Origin of the sequence: Prochlorococcus marinus CUG1415 (genome assembly GCF_017696015.1) — a bacterium.
Classification (GTDB): Bacteria; Cyanobacteriota; Cyanobacteriia; order PCC-6307; family Cyanobiaceae; genus Prochlorococcus_A; species Prochlorococcus_A marinus_AE.
Map to the genome: position 1 here is coordinate 581,584 of NZ_JAAORL010000001.1, position 21,557 is coordinate 603,140.

General features: G+C 32.4%; 21 protein-coding genes. 15 read left to right on the forward strand and 6 right to left on the reverse strand.

Annotated features, from left to right (window positions below):
• The first annotated feature begins 33 nt into the window (after positions 1 to 33).
• Genes menB through HA143_RS03285 form a run of 3 tightly spaced genes read left to right on the forward strand, consistent with a single transcriptional unit; the run spans position 34 to position 3,766 of the window.
• Positions 34 to 891 carry a 1,4-dihydroxy-2-naphthoyl-CoA synthase gene (menB, locus tag HA143_RS03275; RefSeq protein ID WP_209083206.1) on the forward strand — a complete coding sequence of 286 codons (858 nt, stop codon included), beginning with the start codon at positions 34 to 36 and terminating at the stop codon, positions 889 to 891.
• Between the two features lie 36 nt (positions 892 to 927).
• On the forward strand, positions 928 to 2,385 hold the full coding sequence (gene glgA, locus HA143_RS03280; RefSeq protein WP_209083207.1) for a glycogen synthase GlgA: 1,458 nt from the start codon (positions 928 to 930) through the stop codon (positions 2,383 to 2,385).
• Positions 2,386 to 2,392: 7 nt separating this feature from the next.
• The gene (locus tag HA143_RS03285) at positions 2,393 to 3,766 is read left to right on the forward strand and encodes a UDP-N-acetylmuramoyl-tripeptide--D-alanyl-D-alanine ligase (RefSeq protein ID WP_209083208.1); all 1,374 of its coding nucleotides are present in this window, start codon (positions 2,393 to 2,395) and stop codon (positions 3,764 to 3,766) included.
• Between the two features lies 1 nt (position 3,767).
• Here the strand turns inward: HA143_RS03285 and glmU are convergent, their stop codons facing one another.
• From glmU to aroA, 3 genes are read right to left on the reverse strand one after another with little or no spacing between them, the layout of a single operon-like run.
• The gene (gene glmU, locus HA143_RS03290) at positions 3,768 to 5,117 is read right to left on the reverse strand and encodes a bifunctional UDP-N-acetylglucosamine diphosphorylase/glucosamine-1-phosphate N-acetyltransferase GlmU (RefSeq protein ID WP_209083209.1); all 1,350 of its coding nucleotides are present in this window, start codon (positions 5,115 to 5,117) and stop codon (positions 3,768 to 3,770) included.
• 24 nt (positions 5,118 to 5,141) lie between these two features.
• Entirely contained in the window at positions 5,142 to 6,047 is a 906-nt protein-coding gene (locus tag HA143_RS03295; RefSeq protein ID WP_209083210.1) for a tRNA (5-methylaminomethyl-2-thiouridine)(34)-methyltransferase MnmD, read from the reverse strand.
• Positions 6,048 to 6,059: 12 nt separating this feature from the next.
• Complete coding sequence (gene aroA, locus HA143_RS03300; RefSeq protein WP_209083211.1) at positions 6,060 to 7,376, reverse strand: 3-phosphoshikimate 1-carboxyvinyltransferase; 1,317 nt, start codon at positions 7,374 to 7,376, stop codon at positions 6,060 to 6,062.
• A gap of 125 nt (positions 7,377 to 7,501) precedes the next feature.
• Between aroA and HA143_RS03305 the strand changes: the two genes are divergently transcribed.
• The 6 genes from HA143_RS03305 (at position 7,502) to acs (ending at position 14,038) form a co-directional block, all read left to right on the forward strand.
• Positions 7,502 to 8,230, forward strand: a complete 729-nt coding sequence (locus HA143_RS03305) for a 2-phosphosulfolactate phosphatase family protein (protein ID WP_209084419.1) — start codon at positions 7,502 to 7,504, stop codon at positions 8,228 to 8,230.
• Positions 8,231 to 8,260: 30 nt separating this feature from the next.
• Entirely contained in the window at positions 8,261 to 9,088 is an 828-nt protein-coding gene (locus tag HA143_RS03310) for a carbon-nitrogen hydrolase family protein (protein ID WP_209083212.1), read from the forward strand.
• Complete coding sequence (locus HA143_RS03315; RefSeq protein ID WP_209083213.1) at positions 9,088 to 10,173, forward strand: N-acetylmuramoyl-L-alanine amidase; 1,086 nt, start codon at positions 9,088 to 9,090, stop codon at positions 10,171 to 10,173. Before HA143_RS03310 ends, HA143_RS03315 begins: the two co-directional genes overlap by 1 nt.
• Positions 10,170 to 10,964 carry a glutamate racemase gene (gene murI, locus HA143_RS03320; protein ID WP_209083214.1) on the forward strand — a complete coding sequence of 265 codons (795 nt, stop codon included), beginning with the start codon at positions 10,170 to 10,172 and terminating at the stop codon, positions 10,962 to 10,964. The genes HA143_RS03315 and murI overlap by 4 nt, the downstream gene beginning before the upstream one ends.
• A 27-nt stretch (positions 10,965 to 10,991) precedes the next feature.
• On the forward strand, positions 10,992 to 11,963 hold the full coding sequence (gene sds, locus HA143_RS03325; RefSeq protein WP_209083215.1) for a solanesyl diphosphate synthase: 972 nt from the start codon (positions 10,992 to 10,994) through the stop codon (positions 11,961 to 11,963).
• A 92-nt stretch (positions 11,964 to 12,055) separates the two neighbouring features.
• Complete coding sequence (gene acs, locus HA143_RS03330; RefSeq protein WP_209083216.1) at positions 12,056 to 14,038, forward strand: acetate--CoA ligase; 1,983 nt, start codon at positions 12,056 to 12,058, stop codon at positions 14,036 to 14,038.
• Here acs and HA143_RS03335 read toward each other — a convergent pair.
• The gene (locus HA143_RS03335) at positions 14,035 to 14,757 is read right to left on the reverse strand and encodes a DUF1350 family protein (protein ID WP_209083217.1); all 723 of its coding nucleotides are present in this window, start codon (positions 14,755 to 14,757) and stop codon (positions 14,035 to 14,037) included. The two genes, acs and HA143_RS03335, sit on opposite strands and share 4 nt — an antisense overlap.
• Positions 14,758 to 14,887: 130 nt before the next feature.
• Here HA143_RS03335 and HA143_RS03340 point away from each other — a divergent pair, with 130 nt between their 5' ends.
• Positions 14,888 to 15,667 carry a 3'-5' exonuclease gene (locus tag HA143_RS03340; RefSeq protein ID WP_209083218.1) on the forward strand — a complete coding sequence of 260 codons (780 nt, stop codon included), beginning with the start codon at positions 14,888 to 14,890 and terminating at the stop codon, positions 15,665 to 15,667.
• 30 nt (positions 15,668 to 15,697) lie between these two features.
• Here the strand turns inward: HA143_RS03340 and HA143_RS03345 are convergent, their stop codons facing one another.
• Positions 15,698 to 16,120 carry a hypothetical protein gene (locus tag HA143_RS03345; RefSeq protein ID WP_209083219.1) on the reverse strand — a complete coding sequence of 141 codons (423 nt, stop codon included), beginning with the start codon at positions 16,118 to 16,120 and terminating at the stop codon, positions 15,698 to 15,700.
• A 98-nt stretch (positions 16,121 to 16,218) separates the two neighbouring features.
• Here HA143_RS03345 and hisS point away from each other — a divergent pair, with 98 nt between their 5' ends.
• The 3 genes from hisS (at position 16,219) to HA143_RS03360 (ending at position 18,452) form a co-directional block, all read left to right on the forward strand.
• Positions 16,219 to 17,499: a histidine--tRNA ligase gene (gene hisS, locus HA143_RS03350; RefSeq protein WP_209083220.1), complete on the forward strand. Its 1,281-nt coding sequence runs from the start codon at positions 16,219 to 16,221 to the stop codon at positions 17,497 to 17,499.
• Between the two features lie 225 nt (positions 17,500 to 17,724).
• Positions 17,725 to 18,081, forward strand: coding sequence for a TIGR02450 family Trp-rich protein (locus HA143_RS03355; RefSeq protein ID WP_245210844.1), 357 nt, complete (start codon positions 17,725 to 17,727; stop codon positions 18,079 to 18,081).
• A 137-nt stretch (positions 18,082 to 18,218) separates the two neighbouring features.
• Complete coding sequence (locus tag HA143_RS03360) at positions 18,219 to 18,452, forward strand: hypothetical protein (RefSeq protein ID WP_209083221.1); 234 nt, start codon at positions 18,219 to 18,221, stop codon at positions 18,450 to 18,452.
• Between the two features lie 46 nt (positions 18,453 to 18,498).
• Here HA143_RS03360 and HA143_RS03365 read toward each other — a convergent pair whose 3' ends face one another.
• Entirely contained in the window at positions 18,499 to 18,675 is a 177-nt protein-coding gene (locus HA143_RS03365; protein ID WP_209083222.1) for a hypothetical protein, read from the reverse strand.
• 327 nt (positions 18,676 to 19,002) lie between these two features.
• On the opposite strand from HA143_RS03365, the gene HA143_RS03370 reads away from it, so the two are divergent.
• On the forward strand, positions 19,003 to 20,061 hold the full coding sequence (locus HA143_RS03370) for a chlorophyll a/b binding light-harvesting protein (protein ID WP_209083223.1): 1,059 nt from the start codon (positions 19,003 to 19,005) through the stop codon (positions 20,059 to 20,061).
• A gap of 97 nt (positions 20,062 to 20,158) precedes the next feature.
• Positions 20,159 to 21,547: a sodium:solute symporter gene (locus tag HA143_RS03375; RefSeq protein ID WP_209083224.1), complete on the forward strand. Its 1,389-nt coding sequence runs from the start codon at positions 20,159 to 20,161 to the stop codon at positions 21,545 to 21,547.
• The last annotated feature ends 10 nt before the right edge of the window (positions 21,548 to 21,557 follow it).

Below are 21,557 nucleotides of genomic sequence, written 5' to 3' on the forward strand. Positions count from 1 at the left end.
TAATCATTTTCTATTTTTGAATAATTAGGTTTCATGAAAGTATTACCTGGTAAAACAACTTTAAATTGGTCAGAATGCAAATCTTATGAGGATATATTGTTTCACAAATCAGATGAGGGAATTGCGAGAATTGCAATTAATCGGCCTGAAAAAAGAAATGCATTTAGGCCACAAACTGTAGATGAACTTATTAACGCATTTGATATCGTAAGAAATGACGAAACTATTGGCGTAGTTCTCTTTACAGGTGCGGGACCTGACAAGAAAGGTGTTTATTCTTTTTGCTCGGGAGGTGATCAGAGTGTAAGGGGTAAAAATGGATATAAAAATGATGAAGGGAAGCAGAGATTAAATGTACTTGAACTGCAAAGATTAATAAGAAGTTTGCCTAAAGTGGTTATTGCCTTGGTTCCTGGTTTCGCAATTGGAGGAGGCCAGGTACTTCATTTGATTTGTGATCTAAGCATCGCCTCTGAAAATGCAATATTTGGTCAAACAGGTCCAAGAGTTGGTAGTTTTGATGCGGGTTTTGGATCAAGTTATTTGGCAAGACTTGTTGGTCAAAGAAAAGCAAAAGAAATTTGGTTTTTATGTAGAAAATATAATTCCAAGGAAGCTCTTAAGATGGGCTTGATAAATGCAATTACAAAGATTGAAGAATTAGAAGCTGAGGGTGTAATCTGGGCAAGAGAGATTTTACGTAATAGTCCAACTGCTATTCGTATTCTTAAAGCTTCATTCAATGCGGAGAATGATGGGATTGCGGGTATTCAAGAATTATCTGGATACACAACTCAATTATTCTATTCGACTGAAGAAGCTCAAGAAGGTAGAGATGCCTTTCTTGAAAAGCGTCCACCAGACTTTTCTGACTATAAGTGGACCCCCTAGTTTATTTTTCAAAAGAACTTTTTTAAATAATTATCAATGAGAATCCTTCTTGCCGCTGCTGAATGTGCTCCAATGATCAAAGTTGGAGGTATGGGAGATGTGGTTGGTTCGTTACCTCCATCTTTGATAAAACTTGGTCACGATGTAAGGGTAATAATTCCAGGATATGGAAAATTGTGGAGTCTTTTAGAGGTATCGAATGAACCAGTCTTTAGAGCAAATACAATGGGGACTGATTTCGCCGTATATGAAGCAAAACATCCCATTCATAATTATGTGATTTACCTAGTGGGTCATCCAACATTTGACTCTGACCAAATATACGGAGGCGAAAATGAGGACTGGCGCTTTACATTTTTTGCTAGTGCCACTGCAGAATTTGCCTGGAATTGTTGGAAACCACAAGTTCTCCATTGCCATGATTGGCACACTGGAATGATTCCTGTGTGGATGCATCAGGACCCCGAAATTAGTACTGTCTTCACAATTCATAATTTAAAATACCAAGGCCCTTGGAGGTGGAAACTTGAAAAAATGACTTGGTGTCCTTGGTATATGCATGGAGACCACACAATGGCTGCGGCAATGTTGTACGCAGATAGGGTTAATGCTGTTTCTCCTACTTATGCAGATGAAATTAAAACCCATGAATACGGAGAAAGCCTTGAAGGATTACTTAATTACATTTCAGGTAAATTAAGGGGAATTCTTAATGGCATAGATCTTGATGAATGGAATCCAGCCAAAGATCCTGTTTTACCTGCAAAATTCAGTATTAACAATTTAGAAAATAGGCTAGAAAATAAAAAAATTCTGCAGAGAGAAATGGGTCTCGAAGTTAATTCTAAAAAATACCTTTTAGGAATGGTCAGTAGGTTAGTTGATCAGAAAGGGGTTGACTTACTTTTACAAGTTTCAAGAAGACTATTAGCCTATACAGATTCTCAAATTGCTGTTTTAGGTACTGGAGATAGATATTTAGAGTCTGGATTATGGCAACTGGCATTAGATTACCCAGGAAGATTCTCAGTATTTCTTACCTATGATGATTCTTTATCAAGGCTTATCTATGGTGGCTCAGATGCATTCTTAATGCCAAGTAGATTTGAACCTTGTGGTATAAGTCAACTCCTCGCTATGAGATATGGCTCTATTCCAATAGTAAGGCGAGTTGGAGGTTTAGTTGATACGGTTTTACCTCATGACCCAGAAAATAATAATGGTACGGGATTTTGCTTTGATCGCTTTGAACCTATAGATTTCTATACTTCTTTAGTAAGGTCATGGGAAGCCTTTAGGCATAAAGATAGTTGGGAATTACTGCAAAAAAGAGCCATGAGCCAAGAGTTTAGTTGGCAACGTTCAGCTCTTGAATACGAAGTTATGTATAAGGATGTTTGCGGAATAAAAGAACCATCGCCAGATGTTGCTGAAGTTGAAAAATTTTCTTACGGACAATCAGCGGATCCATCTTTAAAAAAAAGTATGACTTAATTTTTTAATGGAATTCTCTTTATCAGAATTAAATGATGTTTTGGGGGATATTAGAAATCTGAGCGAGGGGAAAAGAGATTTTTTAAATTTTAAGAATATAAGTATTGATAGTAGAACTTTATTAGAAAATGATCTTTTTATAGCTATCAAGGGTAAAAATTTTGACGGACATAGTTTTCTTCCAGAGGTTTTAAATAAAGGAGTTAAATCTGTAGTAATAAAAAAAGGGATGCAGAGATTACTTCCTAGTAATTTTCCTTATTGGGTTGTAAATGACACAACAGAGGCATTTCAAAAATTAGCATTGCTAAAAAGAAAAAAATTAAATATTCCTATTGTTGCAATAACTGGCTCAGTGGGTAAAACAACAACAAAAGAAATGATTGGTGGAGTTTTAAATAAACTTGGAAGAATTAAATTATCTCATGCAAATTTCAATAATGAGATTGGAGTAGGCCTTACTATTCTTGCTACAGATATAGAAGATAAAGTTTTAGTTCTTGAGATGGGGATGAGAGGTCTTGGACAGATCGAGAATTTATCTAAATATAGTGAACCCGATATTGCAGTTATTACTAACATTGGTACAGCTCATATTGGATTGTTAGGCTCGAAAAAAAATATTACTCATGCAAAGTGTGAAATTAGTAAGTTCTTAAATCCAGAAGGAGTTGTAATAATTCCAGCACATGATCCATTTCTAGAAAAAACTTTAAAAGAATTTTGGAAAGGTAGAGTGATAAAAGTAAAACTATTAAATATAGAAAATCAAAAGGATAGGTTTAAGAAAGATGATAATTTGCAAGGATTTTATAATCCTTCGAGTAAAACAATTTTAATTGAAGAAAATACCTTTGAAATTTCAGTTGAGGGATTTCATAATGCTTCGAATTTCTTATTTGCTTATGCAGTTGCTAAAGAGCTAGGCATTGATTTTGCAAGTTTTAATAAATTTGATTTTGTAAGTTTAGGTGGAAGGAATAAAATTCTTAAATCAGTAAAAACAACAATATATGATGAATCATATAATGCTTCGCCAGAGTCAGTAAAAGCATGTATTAAAAACCTGCTTGAAAAACCGAGAAATAAATTTTTTATATTTGGAAGTATGCAAGAATTGGGAAAAGAATCTGAAAAATATCATAAAGAAATATTCAACTTAATAAATAATTCAGAAATAGAAAAGTGTTTATTTATTTGCGATAAAAAAAGTGAAAAAATTTATACCAATTATCTAAAAGATAAGAAAAAATTCTTAGTTTTAAATAATATTAAAGATGTACCTCAAGAGATAAACAAATCCACAAAAAAAGGGGATTCTATTCTTATAAAAGGGAGCAGATGTTGGCAACTTGAAAAAATTATTGAATTAATTAACTAGATCAGGATTTCTTTCTTTCCCAATTTTCTATATTTACTTGCTTAGTTCTTGAGATTGCTAATGAATTATCTTTGGAGTCTTTTGTGATCACTGAACCAGCTCCTGTTGTAACTGATTCCCCGAGACTTATTGGTGCTACAAAAACTGTATTTGCACCAATACTGGAATTTTTACCAATTTTTGTTTGATGTTTTTTCTGACCATCAAAATTTGCAGTAATAGTACCTGCTCCAATATTTGTAGATCTTCCAATAATAGAATCGCCAATATAACTTAAATGGTTTACTTTAGATTCTTCCTCTAATTGACTATTTTTGATTTCAACAAAATTACCTATTTTGCTAAAGGAAGATATTTTGGAATTAGGTCTTATATGACTATAAGGGCCAATTTTTATATAATCCATTATCTGAGAAGCATAAACAGTAGAGTTTGAAATTTCACAATTTGATCCCACATAAGAATTCTCAATAAAAGTATTTGGTCCGATAATGCAATGACTATTTATTTTCGTATTTCCTCTTATATGTGTATTAGCCTCTATGATTACATCCTTACCAATTTCAGCTTCTTCACTAATTGAACAACTTGCTTTATTTATAAAAGTTACACCATTAAGCATATGCTTCTCTTTAATGGAATTCTGAATACTTTCCTCGCACTCTGATAGTTGAATTCTGTTATTAATTCCTTGAAGCTCTCCATTATCCTCTACCTCGAGGCTTAAGGAATTTTTTAACAAAGATATTGTATCTGTTAAGTAAATCTCTTTTTGATTATTATTGCTTTGCAAGGTATTAATTATTTCTGACAAGTTACCCCAGTTAAAACAGTAAACACCTGCATTTATTAATGGATTTTCTCTTTCTAGATCATTGCAATCTTTTTCTTCAACAATTCTCTCTATAAAATCCCCCTTCAAAAAAACTCTGCCATATCCATGAGGATTTGATTTCTTTGTAGTAATTAAAGAAACATCAGCATTTTTTGAATCGTGTAAATACAAAAGTCTTTTTAGAGTACTAGGCCTAATGAGTGGCACATCTCCGTTAAGTACTAAAAGTTTTCCTGCATGTTTTTTTACTTCTTTACAAAGTACCTGGATAGCATGACCGGTTCCTGATTGTGGTTCTTGAACAACAATATGGATTTTTTTATCGTTTGGGATTGCCTTTTTTACTTCTTTTGATTTGTGTCCAGTAATTACGAAAATTTGATCAGGTTTTAATTCGACACATGAATCAATTACTCTTTGTATAAGACTTTTGCCAGAAATTTTATGTAAAACTTTTGGCAATGAGCTTTCCATCCTAGTGCCCTTGCCTGCCGCTAATATTGCAACACTTAACATGTTTATTTGAAATCTTATTTAAATCTAACTCTTAAAGTATAACTTCGTCATTCCCCACTTCTCTCTCCATTTGTTTGTAGATAATAGATTTGAGAATAATTGCTCATCTAATCTTCTCCTGATTATATCGTCTTTACTTGAGTTCAAATCTTGATCTCTATATGGAATACTAGCTTTAGTTAAGAGATGTTCTTCTTCCATTAAAGATAACTTTTCAAAATTGAAATTAGGTTTCAATTTATTCTTATCAAATTTTGATATTGCGACAGTTCCCTGACTCCAAAAAGTTCTGTTTTTAAAACTTGGCTTAATAGTAAAAATTTCTAATCCAAGACTTTTTAAGGTTTTTCTTACTGCCGCTGAAGAAGAATAAGTTATTAAATAACCCTGAGAATTAAGATTTTCTGTGACTTTAGATAAAAATTCAATTGTCCATACTTGTGGGCATTTTTGAGGAGAAAAACCATCTAAATAAATCAGATCGAATTTAATAGAGGAAGGAATAATGTTAATTTTTTTTCTAGCATCACCCCACAAAATACTGCATTTGAAAAATTGATCCTCAAAGTAATCTTTTTGATACAGTGATCCAAATATTTTTTTGACTTTTGGATCCCATAATTTAAGGAAAGATTCATTTCTAAGCGAATATTCAAGAGGCTTTTTATCAATCTCCAAAGCATACAAATTTAAATACGATTTTTGTTTAATTAATTCATCTAATAAAGAAGCGGAATTGTATCCTAAACCAAAACATATATCCAAAACATTAAGAGATTTGCCCTTAAATCTTTGCAAATTAGAAGTAGCTGTAAACTTTAACTTTGTTTCCTCCAATGCGCCCAATAAACTATGGAAGTTCTCTTGAAAAACAACACTTCTTAAAGAGTAACTACCATCTTTAGTTAATACTTCTATTAATTCAGACAAAAACTTTTAAGGCTAGTTAGTTAGTTTGGTCAGCTCTTCCCAAAAGGTGGGATATGAGACGCTAGCTGCATCTGCTCTCATGATTTTTGAGGTACCTTTGGCAAGAAGTGAAGCAATAGCGAGACTCATTGCTACTCTATGATCTGTCTCACTATCTACCTCCGCAGAATGAAATTTTGATTCCCCATTAATAATTAACCCATCCTCTTTTTCTGATATTTCAGCGCCAAATTTTTGTAACTGTCGTGCCATGACTTTTAATCTATCTGTCTCCTTAACTCTTAATTCTTGTGCATCCTTAATTTCAGAAACTCCATTACAAAAACAGGCAGCTACAGTAAGAATAGGAATCTCATCTATAAGTTTTGGGAGAATATCTCCTTCAATAGTGAATGATCTTAACTTATTTGCAGTCTTTACTTTAATAGATCCAATAGGTTCTCCTGCAATAATTGATTTATCTAAAATCTCATAATCGCAACCCATTGAATCCATTACATTTAATATCCCTGTTCTAGTAGGATTTAGGCCGACATTCTGAATTAAAACTTCCGAATTTGGAACAATAGATGCAGCAATCATCCAAAAGGAAGCAGAGCTTATGTCTCCTGGGATTAAGATTCTCTGACCCATTAAGTTACTTCCTGACTTTATAACTACATTCCTTCCTAATTCTCCTCTGATACTTATGTCTGCCCCAAATGCTTTTAACATTCTTTCTGTATGGTCTCTTGAAGATGCTGGCTCAATAACAGAAGTGCTTCCAGAAGCATTAAGGCCTGCCAATAATATTGCGGATTTTACTTGAGCACTCGCTACAGGGGTTCCGATAACACATCCTTTAAGTTTATTCCCATCAATTGAGATTGGAGCTTTATTCCCTTTCTCTCTACCAGAAATTTTGCCACCCATCAAAGATAAAGGTTTGCCAACTCTTCCCATTGGCCTCTCATTAAGAGATATGTCACCTGTTAAGATAAAAGTCTTACCTTCTTGACCGGCTAGTAACCCCATTAATAATCTCATGGTGGTTCCCGAATTCCCACAATTTAGGATTTCTTTGGGCTCTTTTAATCCATCAAGACCCAATCCTGTAATCGTAAAAGGCTTATCTTTTTTTATTTCGGGTATGTTTACACCTAATTTTCTAAGACAATCAGCAGTTGAAAGTGGATCTTCAGAATATAAAAATCCCTCTATAGTCGTTTCACCCTTAGCAATACTTCCAATTATTAAAGCTCTATGAGATATAGATTTATCTCCAGGTACTTTTATTTTTCCTTTCAAATTAACTCCACCTTTTATTGTGCGGATATTATTCATTTTCAAATTAATACCTGGTGAAATTTCTATAAAAATAAATTAGTTCTATATTATCAATAAGTTTGTTTTAAAAAAAAAATAATCAAATTAAGTAACTGTTTTCTATAATAAAATAAGAAAAGGATCTGATCATTAACCTTACTTATTATCACGTTGCAAAGGATGTTCCAGAATTCAGTCCAGATATTGCAGTTGTCATTGATGTTTTAAGAGCTACAACCACAATTTCTTGGGCTTTAAACAATGGAGCCGACTCAGTACAAGTTTTTGCTGATTTAGATCTATTGAAAGAATCTGCAATTAAGTGGAAACCTGACGAGAGATTAATGCTCGGAGAGAGAGGTGGAAAGAAGCTTGAGGGCTTTGACTTAGGAAATTCTCCTTTATCAGTTACTAAAAAAGTTGTTAATGGTAAAAGACTTTTTATGAGTACTACTAATGGGACTAAATCATTGAAAAAAGTTCAAAATGCAAATCATTTATTTGCTATGGGGCTCCCAAATAGGAAAGCAGTTGCCGAAAAAATCATTACATTAAATAAAGAAAATGTTTTAATACTTGGTAGTGGTTGGGAAGGCTCATATTCTCTTGAGGATTCTTTGGCTGCAGGTGCTTTGGCCTCATACTTGCAACAGAACTGTGATTTTGAAATTAATATTATGAATGACGAATTGCAGGCCGCTTTGGCACTATGGGATTTTTGGAAAAATGATATTTTGAAATGTTTAAAAACAGCAACCCATGGCAAAAGATTGACAAGTCTTGGAGATTATGAGGATGATTTTAAATGTTGCTCTGAACTTGATTGCTTAGATATTGTTCCTGCTCAAGTTGAAAGAGGTGTGATTCGTGCCTCATGATTTACGAATTGTTTCTATAGGAGTTAAGCCTTGACTGATTTTTTGGTAGCTGCATTGCAAATTACAAGTACTTCTAATGTTGAAGCAAATTTTGCTGAGGCTGAAGAGCAGATAGAATTAGCTTCTAGAAGAGGTGCTGAGTTAATAGGATTGCCTGAGAATTTTGCTTTTTTAGGAGAAGATGATGCAAAACTTAGATTGGCTTATGAATTGTCAACGAAGTGTGCAAATTTCCTAAAAACCATGTCACAAAGATATCAAGTATTTCTTTTGGGAGGGGGGTATCCTGTTCCTGCTGGTAATGACAGTCATATTTTTAATAGGTCAGCACTATTTGGGAAGGATGGACAGATTTTGGCAAAATACGACAAAATTCATTTATTTGATGTTGATTTGCCAGATGGAAATTTATATAAGGAATCATCTACTATCTTATCTGGAGAAGAATATCCACCTGTTGTAGATGTCCCAGGTTTATGCAAAGTGGGATTGTCGATTTGTTACGATGTTAGATTTCCTGAACTTTATAGATATTTGTCTTCAAATGGTGCAGAGCTAATTATGATCCCCGCAGCTTTTACAGCATTTACTGGAAAAGATCATTGGCAAATCCTATTACAAGCAAGAGCTATTGAGAATACAGCATATGTAGTTGCTCCAGCTCAAACTGGGATTCATTATGGGAGAAGGCAAAGTCATGGCCATGCAATGGTAATTGACCCATGGGGAACAGTTTTGTCTGATGCTGGAATAACTCAGGGAGCGGCAATAGCACCTGCTGATAAAGAAAGAGTAAAGAAAATTAGGGAGCAGATGCCAAGCCTTAAGCATAGAAAAAACAAATTGTTTTCAAACTAATGATGAAGTTTTTAAATAATAAGCTTTTTCGTTATTTATCTATTTTTTTATTTTTAAATTCTGTAATTCTTCCAGTTAAATCTTCAAGTGCTCTGGCGGCATGGGCATTAAAAAAAAATGGGGTTTTAGAATTAAGAACTAAATCAAATACGAATTTAAAAGCATACTTTCAGAAGGCTAACAAAATATATGGCGATAGATTCTGGGTAGATTTCCCCGGAGAATTAAAAAGTCCCAGAACAATAAAAGGTAATGGTCCTATAAAAGAAATTAGATTAGGTAAACCAAATAATGGTAAAACAAGATTAGTAATTGAATTTAAAGAGAAAACTTATTTGAAACCTTTGACTTGGCAAATGGTTGGCTTAGATCAAAATAGGTGGAGAATAAAACTATTTTCTCCAAAATTTTCATTTAGGGATATTGGTGAAGGCGTAATTGAAAAAAGAATAAGAAATATTAAAGCAAATCCAAACTCAAGTTATATGAGAAAAAAGGTTCCTGATTCCTTGCAATTGCCAGACATAATACATAACAAATTTTCGGTTGTTATCGATCCAGGGCACGGAGGCCCTGATCCCGGAGCGATAGGTATTGGAGGTATAAGGGAAACAGATGTTGTACTTGAGGTTGCCAAAATAGTTAAAAAGTTCCTATCTGAGAAGGGTGTCAAAGTAAGATTAACTAGAACAAATGAAGTTGATTTGGATTTACCTCCAAGAGTTTCCTTCGCTAATAATACAGATGCGGATATCTTTGTAAGCATTCATGCAAATGCCTCAAGAGGGAAAAGAAGAGATATTAATGGGTTAGAAACTTTTTACTTTAGAGGCTGGAGAGGTAGGTTACTCGCTAAAAGAATCCAAAAACAAATTCTTAGAGTTTCCCCTGGAAGTCCTGATCGAGGAGTTAAACAAGGTAGATTTTACGTAATTAAAAATACTAGGATGCCTGCAGTTCTTGTGGAAATTGGTTTTTTAACAGGAAGATTAGATGCAAGAAGATTAGAAAAAACTACACATCGTAAAAGATTAGCTTATGCAATCTCAAAAGGTATCCTTGAATATCTTTCTAAAGCAGGGTGAAACTAAAAATAGGTATATTTGACAGTGGCATAGGTGGTTTTACTATCCTTAATTCTTTATTGAAAACACGTAAAGATGTTGAAGTTTTTTATTTAGCTGATACAAAAAGAATCCCTTTTGGCAAAAAAAAATTTAAAGAGATAAGATCAATCGCTAAAGAGATTTGCCTCTTTTTTGAAGATAAGAATTTGGATGCACTTTTAATAGCGTGTAACACTACAAATGCGTGTGCACTTGATATCCTAGAAAATAACTTAAGAGTCCCTTGTTTTGACCTTATAAACTCAGTATCGGAAATAGTTGACAAACAAATAATTGGGATCTTGGCAACAGAAGCAACAGTTAGATCATCATATTACAAAAACGCTATAAGTTCTAAAAAAGAGAATTCAAGAATATTTCAGCAGGAATGCCCCGAATTTGTGTCAGAAATTGAAAAAGAAAAGCTAAATCTTAATAAATTAAATTATCTTTCGGATTTGTATCTAAGACCACTCAAAAAAAACAATATTGAAGAATTAATACTTGGATGTAGCCATTATCCTTTGATTTATGACATTTTAAGAAAAAAAATAGACTCAAATATAAAAATAATTGACCCATCAGCAGCGTTAATAAAAAAATTTAATGAATCTTTTGCTATTCTAAAAACGGAACTCTATGAAAGTCTTTCTTACGAAAATGTAGAATTCTTTGTTACTTCAGAAAAAGATGTATTTTGCAAAAAAGTTAAATTTTGGTTTGAAATTAATAAAGAAATTAGGTTAGTTAACCTCCGAAGCAATGTTTGATTCCTTAATATATAAAAGAGGTCAATAATGAACACAGTAACAGAACTACTACAACCAGTTGAAAATGATCTTGATGATCTTATTCTTGAACTGAAAAATCTTATAGGAGCTGGTCATCCAATTCTTCAAGCCGCAGCGGAACACCTTTTTAGTGCTGGGGGTAAAAGACTGAGACCAGGTATAGTCCTCTTAATTTCAAAAGCAATATCCCCTAAATTTAGTCTAACAAGTAAACATAAAAGGCTGGCTGAAATTACTGAAATGATTCATACAGCATCATTAGTCCACGATGATGTTGTTGATGAGGCTTCTACAAGAAGGGGTGTTGATACAGTACATAGCAGATTTAATGCCAGAGTAGCTGTTTTGGCAGGTGATTTTTTATTTGCTCAAGCAAGTTGGCATTTGGCAAATCTTGATAATTTAAATGTAGTTAAATTACTAAGTAGAGTGATAATGGATTTAGCTGAAGGTGAAATTAAACAAAATTTAAATAGATTTGATTCAGCCCAATCTTTTCCCAAATACATCAATAAAAGCTATTGTAAAACAGCATCATTAATAGCAAATAGTTGTAAATCAGCTGGAGTTTTGAGTGATCTTAATGATGAGAAATTAACCTCTTTGTACAATTTTGGCAAAAATATTGGTTTGGCTTTTCAAGTTGTAGATGACATACTTGATTTTACTGGAAACGATAAAGAACTAGGAAAACCCGCTGTAAGCGATCTTGCTAGTGGATATCTTACTGCACCAGTTTTATATGCCTTAGAAGAAAATAAGCAATTATCTGTTCTTATAAACAGAGAACTTGCTGAAAAAGATGATTTAGATGATGCTCTTAATATTATTATGAATTCTAAAGCTATCGAAAGTTCCAGAAAACTAGCTGAGGATTTTGCAATGATCTCTAAAGAATCCATAGTCTGGATTCCTGATTCAGACTATAAGAGAGCGTTGTTAGCTCTACCAGAATTTGTTCTCAGCCGTATTTATTAGATCTAATAAGAAAATTTCCCTGCTAAATTAATATTAAAATTTTTGAAAACCATAAATTTTTAGACTAAGTTTATTAAGCATAGATTTATTTAATGTCATTAGATAAAAAAAATTCAATCAATAACATCCTCGAAGAAAAGAGAATTTTTCCTCCTTCAAAAGAATTTTCAGAAAACTCAAATATTAGATCTCAAAAAGAATTACTTGGCCTCAAAAAACAAGCATTAGATAATCCAATTAAATTTTGGGAATCTTTTGCAAAATCTGAATTAGATTGGTTCGAGCCATTTCAAACTGTGTTAGATAGCGATAATGCTCCATTTTTTAAGTGGTTTAAAGAAGGGAAGCTCAATATTACATATAATTGCTTAGATAGACATATAAAGAGAGGACTTGGAGGGAAAACTGCACTGATATGGGAAGGTGAACCAGGAGATAGCAAAAACTATACTTATGAAGAACTTCTAAAAGAGGTATGCAAAGCAGCTAATGCATTAAAAGCTATTGGTGTAAAAAAAGGAGATTTGGTATGTATATATATGCCAATGATTCCTGAGGCCATGTTTGCGATGTTAGCTTGTGCAAGAATCGGAGCGCCGCATTCAGTAGTCTTTGGGGGATTTTCTTCAGAAGCTTTAAAAGATAGATTAATTGATGGCAATGCTAAATTTGTTATCACTGCAGATGGTGGCTTTAGAAAAGATAAGGTGATTGAGCTTAAGCAGGCAGTTGATACGGCAATTGAAAGTGGGGCAGATAAAGTTGTTGAAAAAGTTGTTGTTGTTCAAAGAACTAAAAAAAATATTTCTATGTTTCATGGTAGAGATTTTTGGTGGCATGAATTATTGAAAGATCAAAAAGATTGGTGTGAACCAGAGATCATGAATAGCGAAGATAGACTTTTTATTCTTTATACTTCTGGTTCCACTGGAAAACCTAAAGGTGTAGTTCATACTACAGGTGGTTATAATCTTTGGACTCATTTGACATTTAAATGGATTTTTGATTTAAAAGATAATGATATTTACTGGTGTACTGCTGATGTTGGTTGGATCACAGGCCATAGTTATATAGTTTATGGCCCATTATCCAATGGAGCTACAACTTTAATGTTTGAAGGAGTTCCAAGGCCCTCTAATTTAGGGGCTTTTTGGGAAATTGTTCAGAAATATAAGGTCTCGATTTTTTATACTGCTCCAACAGCAATAAGAGCATTTATGAAGTCTGGACGTGAAATACCTGATAAATATAATCTAGATAGTCTTAGACTTTTGGGTACAGTAGGAGAACCAATTAATCCTGAAGCATGGATTTGGTACAAAGATGTTATTGGCAAAAATAAATGTCCCATAGTTGATACGTGGTGGCAAACTGAAACTGGTGGTGTGATGATAAGTCCTTTGCCTGGAGTTGTTCCGACAAAGCCTGGTTCAGCTACTTTTCCTTTACCCGGAATTGAAATTGAAGTCGTCGATAAGAATGGAAATAAAGTAATGGAGAACGAGGGTGGATATTTAATTATTAAGAAGCCTTGGCCAGGAATGATGAGAACAATTCATGGAAACTCTGAGAGATACTTAGAGAGTTATTGGGAATATATTTCCTATAAAGGAGAAAAGAATGTTTACTTCGCTGGAGATGGAGCACGTATTGATCAAGATGGATATACATGGATTATGGGGAGAGTGGATGATGTTATAAGTGTTTCAGGTCATCGATTAGGAACAATGGAAATAGAATCTGCTTTAGTAAGTCATAAATCAGTTGCAGAAGCTGCTGTTGTTGGAAGAAGAGATGATCTAAAAGGTGAAGTTATAGTTGCTTTTGTATCTTTAGAGAAAGTTGTGAAAAGTTCTTCAGAATTAGTAGAAGATTTAAAGAAACATGTTGTTAATGAAATTGGAATTATCGCGAAGCCTGAAAAAATAATAATTTCTGACTCTCTACCGAAAACACGAAGTGGAAAAATTATGAGGAGAATTTTGAGATCTTTGGCTGCTGGAGAAAAAATTAGTGGTGATATAAGTACTCTTGAAGATAGTTCTGTTTTGGAAAAATTGAAAGAAACATCCTAATTGGATTCATCAATTAAACTGGAAATTTTTTTTATAGTATTTCTTTTGAAATCGTCATCTGCCCAGTCTCCTAGAAAATTTTCTCTTAGGCCTGCACTAGCAATAATAGTGTGCGTTCCTTTTAATATTATCCCCTTAGAATTATCTTCTTTTCTTGCTTTAAGACAAGAAAATAATTTATCTGTTTGATCTAATTCGTCTAAGTTGAATTTTATTAGGAAGTTATTTTTTTGATTATAAGTTTTTTCAATTATTCGAAAGGTTCTTTCTGGGCTTGGGCTGAATTCGCTATTGAATTCTAATTTTTGAGCAATCTGCTTCAATAATGGAATCGATTTTTTTGCACTGAAATTATTGAAACTAATTGATATGAACTTTTCGCAATTTCTTCCTCCATCGGGAGATATTAAATGAAGTTTACAGCCTAAGCTATGACCAATTCTTACTGAAGGAATTGATGCCCCTATTCTTTTAGATAAGGATGTTCGGCAATTCTTAAAATCCTTCCATGCTTTAATAGCAAGTTGCTGGTGATCAAATTGTGGAGAGTACTTGTATGCATGTACTGCATAATTTTTATTTATTAAGCTCTCTATGAATCTTTTATAGGTAAAATCTGGTTTAGAAGCTAGATAACTTCCTCCTATAAATTCTACAATTTTCTTAGGATTTGAAGGCCAATAACAAAAATTGTTAAATTGATATTTTTTAAAAGTCATATTTATAAATTTATTTTTAAATTTAAAAAGGTTTCAGAAGTTATTTTCTAATCAGATTTGTTTAATTAATATTAATTTAAAAGAAAATTTTATTATATGCGTCAAGATAAATGAAAGTATTTTCATGTAATTGGAACTATTCAACAAAAAAGAATTAAATCAATTGAATTTAATTCAGGATCAAATTAATAGCAGCTGTTCTGAAATAAGTGTTATTAATCAAAATAAAAAAATTGAAAAAATTTTAATCCTTGATACTGAAACAACAGGTTTAGATGAAAATAAAGATGAAGTGATAGAGATAGGTTGTATCTTGTTTGACGTATCTTTTAAATGTGTACTTTCGCAGGTCTCTTTTTTATTCCCAGTAAATAATAATGAAGCTGAATATGTAAATGGTATATCTGCAGAAGTAACTAATATCCCTCAACCATGGGAAGATGGATTAAATTTCTTTTTGAAACTTGTTGATTGTTCGGATTTCATTGTGGCTCATAATGTTGAGTTCGATAAGAAATGGTTTGGGAAAGGAAGATTGCCTAAACTTAATAAAAAATGGATATGTAGTTTAGAGGATATTAATTGGTCTTTTCAAAAATCACTAAAAACTAGACCTTCCGTAACTGATCTGGCTTTATCCTTTTCAATACCAGTTTGGAATTTACATAGGGCGTTGTCTGATTGCTTTTACATATCTGAGGTTTTCAAAAAATGCGATAATTTAGAGGAACTTTTACTTAAAGCTACTGAACCGAGGTTTTTATATAAGGCATTGGTTAGTTATGAAGAGAGGTCTTTAGCTAAAAATGCTGGGTTTAGATGGAATAGTCCTGTTCAAGGAGCTTGGTCTAGAAAATTAACTACTCATGAGGCACAAAATCTTGATTTTAGAGTAGAGATTTTAAATTAATATTTAATGAATTTTTGACTAAGAAAATATTTAGTTCATTTTGCATGGCATCCATTTATTTCCCATTTTATGTGCCCCAATACATCCGTACTTAGAGGCAGCCTTTTCAGCTTCTGCTTTAGTGCTAAATAGCTCTGAAATCATATGTTCCTTGTTGGAATTTGAAATTTGTTTGGAATGATTATGATGGTGATTTTGTGAATTAGGTGAATACTCCCATACTCCCATAGTAGTAATACCTGCAGAGATAATTCCCATTCCAACTACTGATAAATTGACAATTCCCATTGCTACTGCACCAAAAGAAAATACACCCATTGGAACTACTCCAATACTTATTACTCCCATTGGTACTATTCCAATTGAAACTATACCAAGTGGTGCTATCCCAAAAGCAATTTTTTTTGGTTTTGTACCACAATGCTGACTCTCTTTATTTTTATTTATTTCCAATAGTTTTTCTAAATGTATAATTAAAATTGTCTCACAGAACAACCAATCAAAATTTAATTTTTTTTTAAATTAAAAATTTTGAATTATTTTCTAGAACTTTGAATAACTTAAAAAATCTTAGAGGAACGGTAGACCTATTACCTGATCAATTAATAAAGTGGCAAAATGTTGAGAAAATTGTGTTGGAGCAGCTTTCACGAACATCTATCAAAGAAATAAGAACACCAATATTAGAAATGACTGAATTATTTATAAGAGGAATTGGTGAAGGAACAGATGTTGTAAGCAAGGAAATGTACACATTTCTAGATAGAGGGGAGAGATCTTGCACTTTAAGGCCTGAAGGAACTGCCTCAGTCGCACGTGCTTTGATACAAAATGGAATTTCCTCTAATCCTCTTCAAAAACTTTGGTACATGGGCCCGATGTTTAGATATGAAAGGCCTCAAGCAGGCAGGCAAAGACAGTTTCATCAGTTAGGTGTTGAGTTTATAGGATACGAATCAGTGAAAAGTGATGTTGAAATTATCGCTTTGGCGTGGGATATTTTAGGGAAATTAGGAATAAAAGAACTTAATCTTGAAATAAATACGTTGGGTGATCTTAATGATAGATTAAATTTTCAAAAATCTTTTATAAAGTGGCTAGAAATAAATAAAAAGTCCCTAGATTTAGATTCTCAGAATAGGATTAACAAAAATCCCTTAAGGATTTTGGACTCTAAGAATATTCAAACAAAAAAAGTCCTTGAAAATGCTCCAAGATTATTTAGTTTTTTGTCTGATAAAAGCCATAAAAGATATTCAGACTTAAAAAAACAATTAGAGGCTTTAAAAATCCCTTACGTAGAAAACTTTAATCTAGTAAGAGGTTTGGATTATTACACCCATACAGCCTTTGAAATTACTAGTGGGGCTCTAGGCTCACAAGCTACAGTGTGCGGAGGAGGTAGATATGATGATTTAATAAAACAAATGGGAGGACCAAACACCCCGGCAATTGGATTCGCTATTGGTTTAGAAAGATTAATCTTACTAGCGGGGAAAGAGCTTGAATTTCCAAGAAATACTGATATTTATATTATTAATCAAGGCTTAATTGCTGAAGTATTAGCCATCGATTTATCTAGAAAATTAAGAAATTATGATTTGTTAGTTGAATTGGATTTAAGTGGCGCCTCTTTCTCTAAACAATTCAAAAAGGCCAATAAACTCAAATCCAAAAGTATTATTGTTATTGGAGATGATGAGGCAAATAAAAAAGAATTTGTTATTAGGCTATTTGATAAAGAAAGCTCTTTAAATAAAGAAGAGGTTATATCTTTAGGGAATGATATTCAATTAGAAAAGTGGCTAAAGAATAACCTGCTTGTAAAGTGATTCTCTTAAAGCTAATGATAATTTTTCTCTGCATATTGATCTTTTTTTGTTTGAAGAGATTTTCTAAATTAAAAAAGTTTTTTTGGTCTAAAAAGTTTGTAAACTTCAACAAAAATAATTTAAATAGTTGGATGAATTTAACCAAAAAGGAAAGATACAACCTATCAAAAAAAGAATCTATTACATATATGAATAATAGAAAAGTATTATTGGAAGAAATTAGAAATGAATATAAAAGGATTTCTAGAGGAAATTCTGAAAAAAATTAACAATACCAAAATAGTGGAATATTTCTGGACTTCTAAGAAAAATATAAATGGATTAAGACATTTTGTTTTAGTAAATGAGAGCAGGGAAAAAGGAGATGTTATTTTTTTAATGGTTTCGGTACTTGACTCTGAAATTAATTTAAAAATTACTTATGAAGAATTAATAAATAGTAGAAATTGGGATAAGGGATGGCTCAACATCCCTAAAAGCGAATCTATTACGGAAGAATATAATAAATATAAATCAACCTGTAGAGAAGAAGGAATCAATAAGATATTCATTAATGATAATTCTTTATTTAATATTTCTTAATTTAAAGATTAATCTTTTAAAATTACTTTTCATGCAGAGACTAAGTTTTTGCTGATTAAGTAAGGTTTTAAACATTTTACCCCTTTCAAAATTAGAAAATTAACGTTATCAAGGATTAATAATATTTACGTAATTCAATGATAGGGGATAAATGGAGCTCTTCTGAGTTGACTGCTGAAAAATTAGGAATTACTGAGATTAAACTTTCTTTTTTACGTGAAAATGGAATACTAAAGCCTGGAATTCATTGGAAAAGCTCTCCTCTTGGTCAAAAAAAACCTTGGAACCCCAAAGCCGTATATAATATAAAAATGTGCAGAAATATTATTAATATTTATTATTTTGAACAGAATGATAGTATTGCAGCTTAAAAAAAGATATTTTTTGAATATTAATTTGGAAAGATATATCTAATCTTTATTCAATTAAATGCTCTCCTTTACAATCAATTAGAGTGTTTTGCAAAGTTGGATATAAATTAATCATTTTTATATATTGTTGTGATTTTCTGTAAGATTTTGCAGCCTTTTTGTAATGAACCTCAGATTTCATTTCTAGTGAAATTTTTCTGGAAGATTCTTGAGGAGATTTCATAATATTAAATGTCTTATCCCCTTTTTAATAATTGTTTGATACTGACGCAATAAAGAAAATGGGTTTCTGAAATAAAACATTATTTAATGTCAGCAAAAAGAAATTTATCAAAAAAATTCGAATCGAAATAATACTTTTTTTTATGAGTAATTCATACGATAACTATAATTTGACTGCTTAAATCTAACTTCTTTGGGGTTAAATTTTTAAGGAAATTATCTTAGTTATTTATTACTAGAATTAATAACCTTTACAATTTTGTTGTGAATCCAACTGTTTGTTGAAATTTCAAGTATTCTCGAAACGTTTAAGCTAATCAATTCCTAAATGCAAACCTATGGAAATCCAGATGTCACCTACGGATGGTGGGCTGGTAATTCAGGTGTAACTAATCGCACAGGAAAATTCATTGCTGCGCATATTGCGCATACTGGATTAATCGCTTTCTGGGCGGGTGCTTTCACCCTTTTTGAACTTTCAAGATTTGACCCCTCTATCCCTATGGGTCATCAACCTCTTATCGCACTTCCTCATTTAGCAGCCCTTGGAATAGGGTTTGACGCTAATGGGGTTGCTATGGGAGATACTAAACCTGTAGTAGTAATTGCTATCGTCCACTTAATTTTATCAATGGTTTATGCCGGTGGAGGACTTTTACATTCAGTACTATTGCCAGGAGATTTACAAGAAGCTGATTTAGAAAAAGCAAGAAAATTCAGCCTTAGTTGGGATGATCCAGATAAATTGACATTTATTCTTGGGCATCATTTAATATTCTTTGGTGTTGCATGTATTTGGTTCGTAGAATGGGCGAGAGTTCATGGTATCTATGACCCTGCTATTGGTGCAGTAAGACAAGTTGAATATGATTTGAATTTGTCACATATATGGAATCATCAGGTTGATTTCTTGACTATCGATAGTCTTGAAGATGTTTTAGGTGGTCATGCATTCTTAGCTTTTGTTGAAATTACTGGTGGAGCTTTCCATATTGCTACAAAGCAAGTTGGAGAATACACCAAATTCAAAGGTAAAGGACTACTATCTGCTGAAGCTGTGCTTTCATGGTCTCTAGCAGGTATTGGTTGGATGGCAATTATTGCTGCTTTCTGGAGCGCTACTAATACAACAGTCTATCCTGTCGATTTCTTTGGTGAGCCACTTCAATTGAAATTTAGTATTTCTCCTTACTGGGTAGATACTGGCGACCTTCCTGCTGGTGAGTACACTAACAGAGCATGGTTGGCAAATGTTCACTACTATTTTGGATTCTTCTTTATTCAAGGTCATCTATGGCATGCTTTAAGAGCTCTAGGCTTTGACTTTAAGAGGGTAACAAATGCTATTGGTAACATTGATAACGCCTCAGTTACTCTTAAGGACTAAATATTATTTTATTTAGCAACTAAATATAAAGGTCTCAATTTTATTGGGGCCTTTTTTATTTGAAAAAATTTGGTTATTAATTTAAATTTATAATTATATGTTTTTGAAGTCGTTGAATATTGTTACTCTACAGAATAAAGATATTTTTTCAAATTATCTATTAATAAGTTGTTTTGGATTCTTAATTATATTTTTTCTCTTAATTTTTGGTAGGAGATTTAAACTTGCTGTTCAACTTGAAAGATTTGGATTGCCAATAGCAGTTATATCAGGAATTTTAGGTATATCTATAGGTCCATTTGGAGTGATACACTTTTTGCCAAAAGAAACAATTAATGTTTGGAGTAATTTTCCTACACCTCTTTTATCTTTGGTATTCGCAACTTTAATGATGGGAAGACCTATTCCAAATATAAATGGTTTAGTTAAACCAATCTTTAATCAGTTTTTGCTTGCACTTTCTCTAGGTTTCGGACAATTTTTTGTTGGAGGTCTAGTTGTTAAATATTTTTTGCCCCCATCTATTGATACTAATCCTCTAATGGGGTGTTTAATCGAGGTTGGTTTTCAGGGAGGTCATGGAGCTGCTTCTATTATAGGTGAGAGTTTTAATAGACTAGGTTTCCCAAATGGTTTAGATCTTGGTTTAGCTATGGCAACAATGGGTCTTTTATCATCTTCAATATTGGGTAGCGTATTTATTTTTCTCGGGAGAACTTTAGGGATTTCAGATACTGAGGAAATTATTGAAAACAAAGATAATCTAAAGTTAAAAAACAAAGTAGGAATTTTTGCGGATTTAAGAATTTTGATAATAAATCTAGGATTCTCCGGCATGGCAATTTCTTTTGGTGTTTTGTTACTTAAATTCTTAAGATATATCTCAGGTTCTTTTGGTGACTTCTCTAAAGAAATCATTTTTTCACTACCAGTATTCCCTTTTATTCTAATAGGCTCACTCCTTATTAGATATATTTTAGAAAAAACCAAAAATACAGAATTTATTTCAAACATTTTGCAAAGAGAGATTGGGATTTTATCTACAGATCTATTGATTTTTACAGCTATGGCCAGTTTAGATATTGCTGTTATTTTTGAAAATTGGATACTAATTTTAGTTTTTACTATTTTCGGTTTATTTTGGAATTTAATTTGTATTTCTTATTTTGCATACTTTATTTTTGACGATTATTGGTTCGAAAAAAGTTTGATAGAGTTTGGTAACGCTACAGGTGTAGTTGCTTCTGGATTACTTCTTTTAAGGCTTGCAGATCCCAAAAATATTTCTAGGACTTTACCAATTTTTACATCAAAACAGCTATTCGCACAATTAATTCTATCTGGTGGATTATTTACAGTTTTGGCACCATTAATGATTTCTAAAATTGGAATAGATTATTGGACAGAAATTTGTGCTGCAATTACATTTGTAATTCTCCTTGTTGCATTGATTTTTAATAAAGGAGAATTGAAAAAAATTCAATAATAACTCTAGA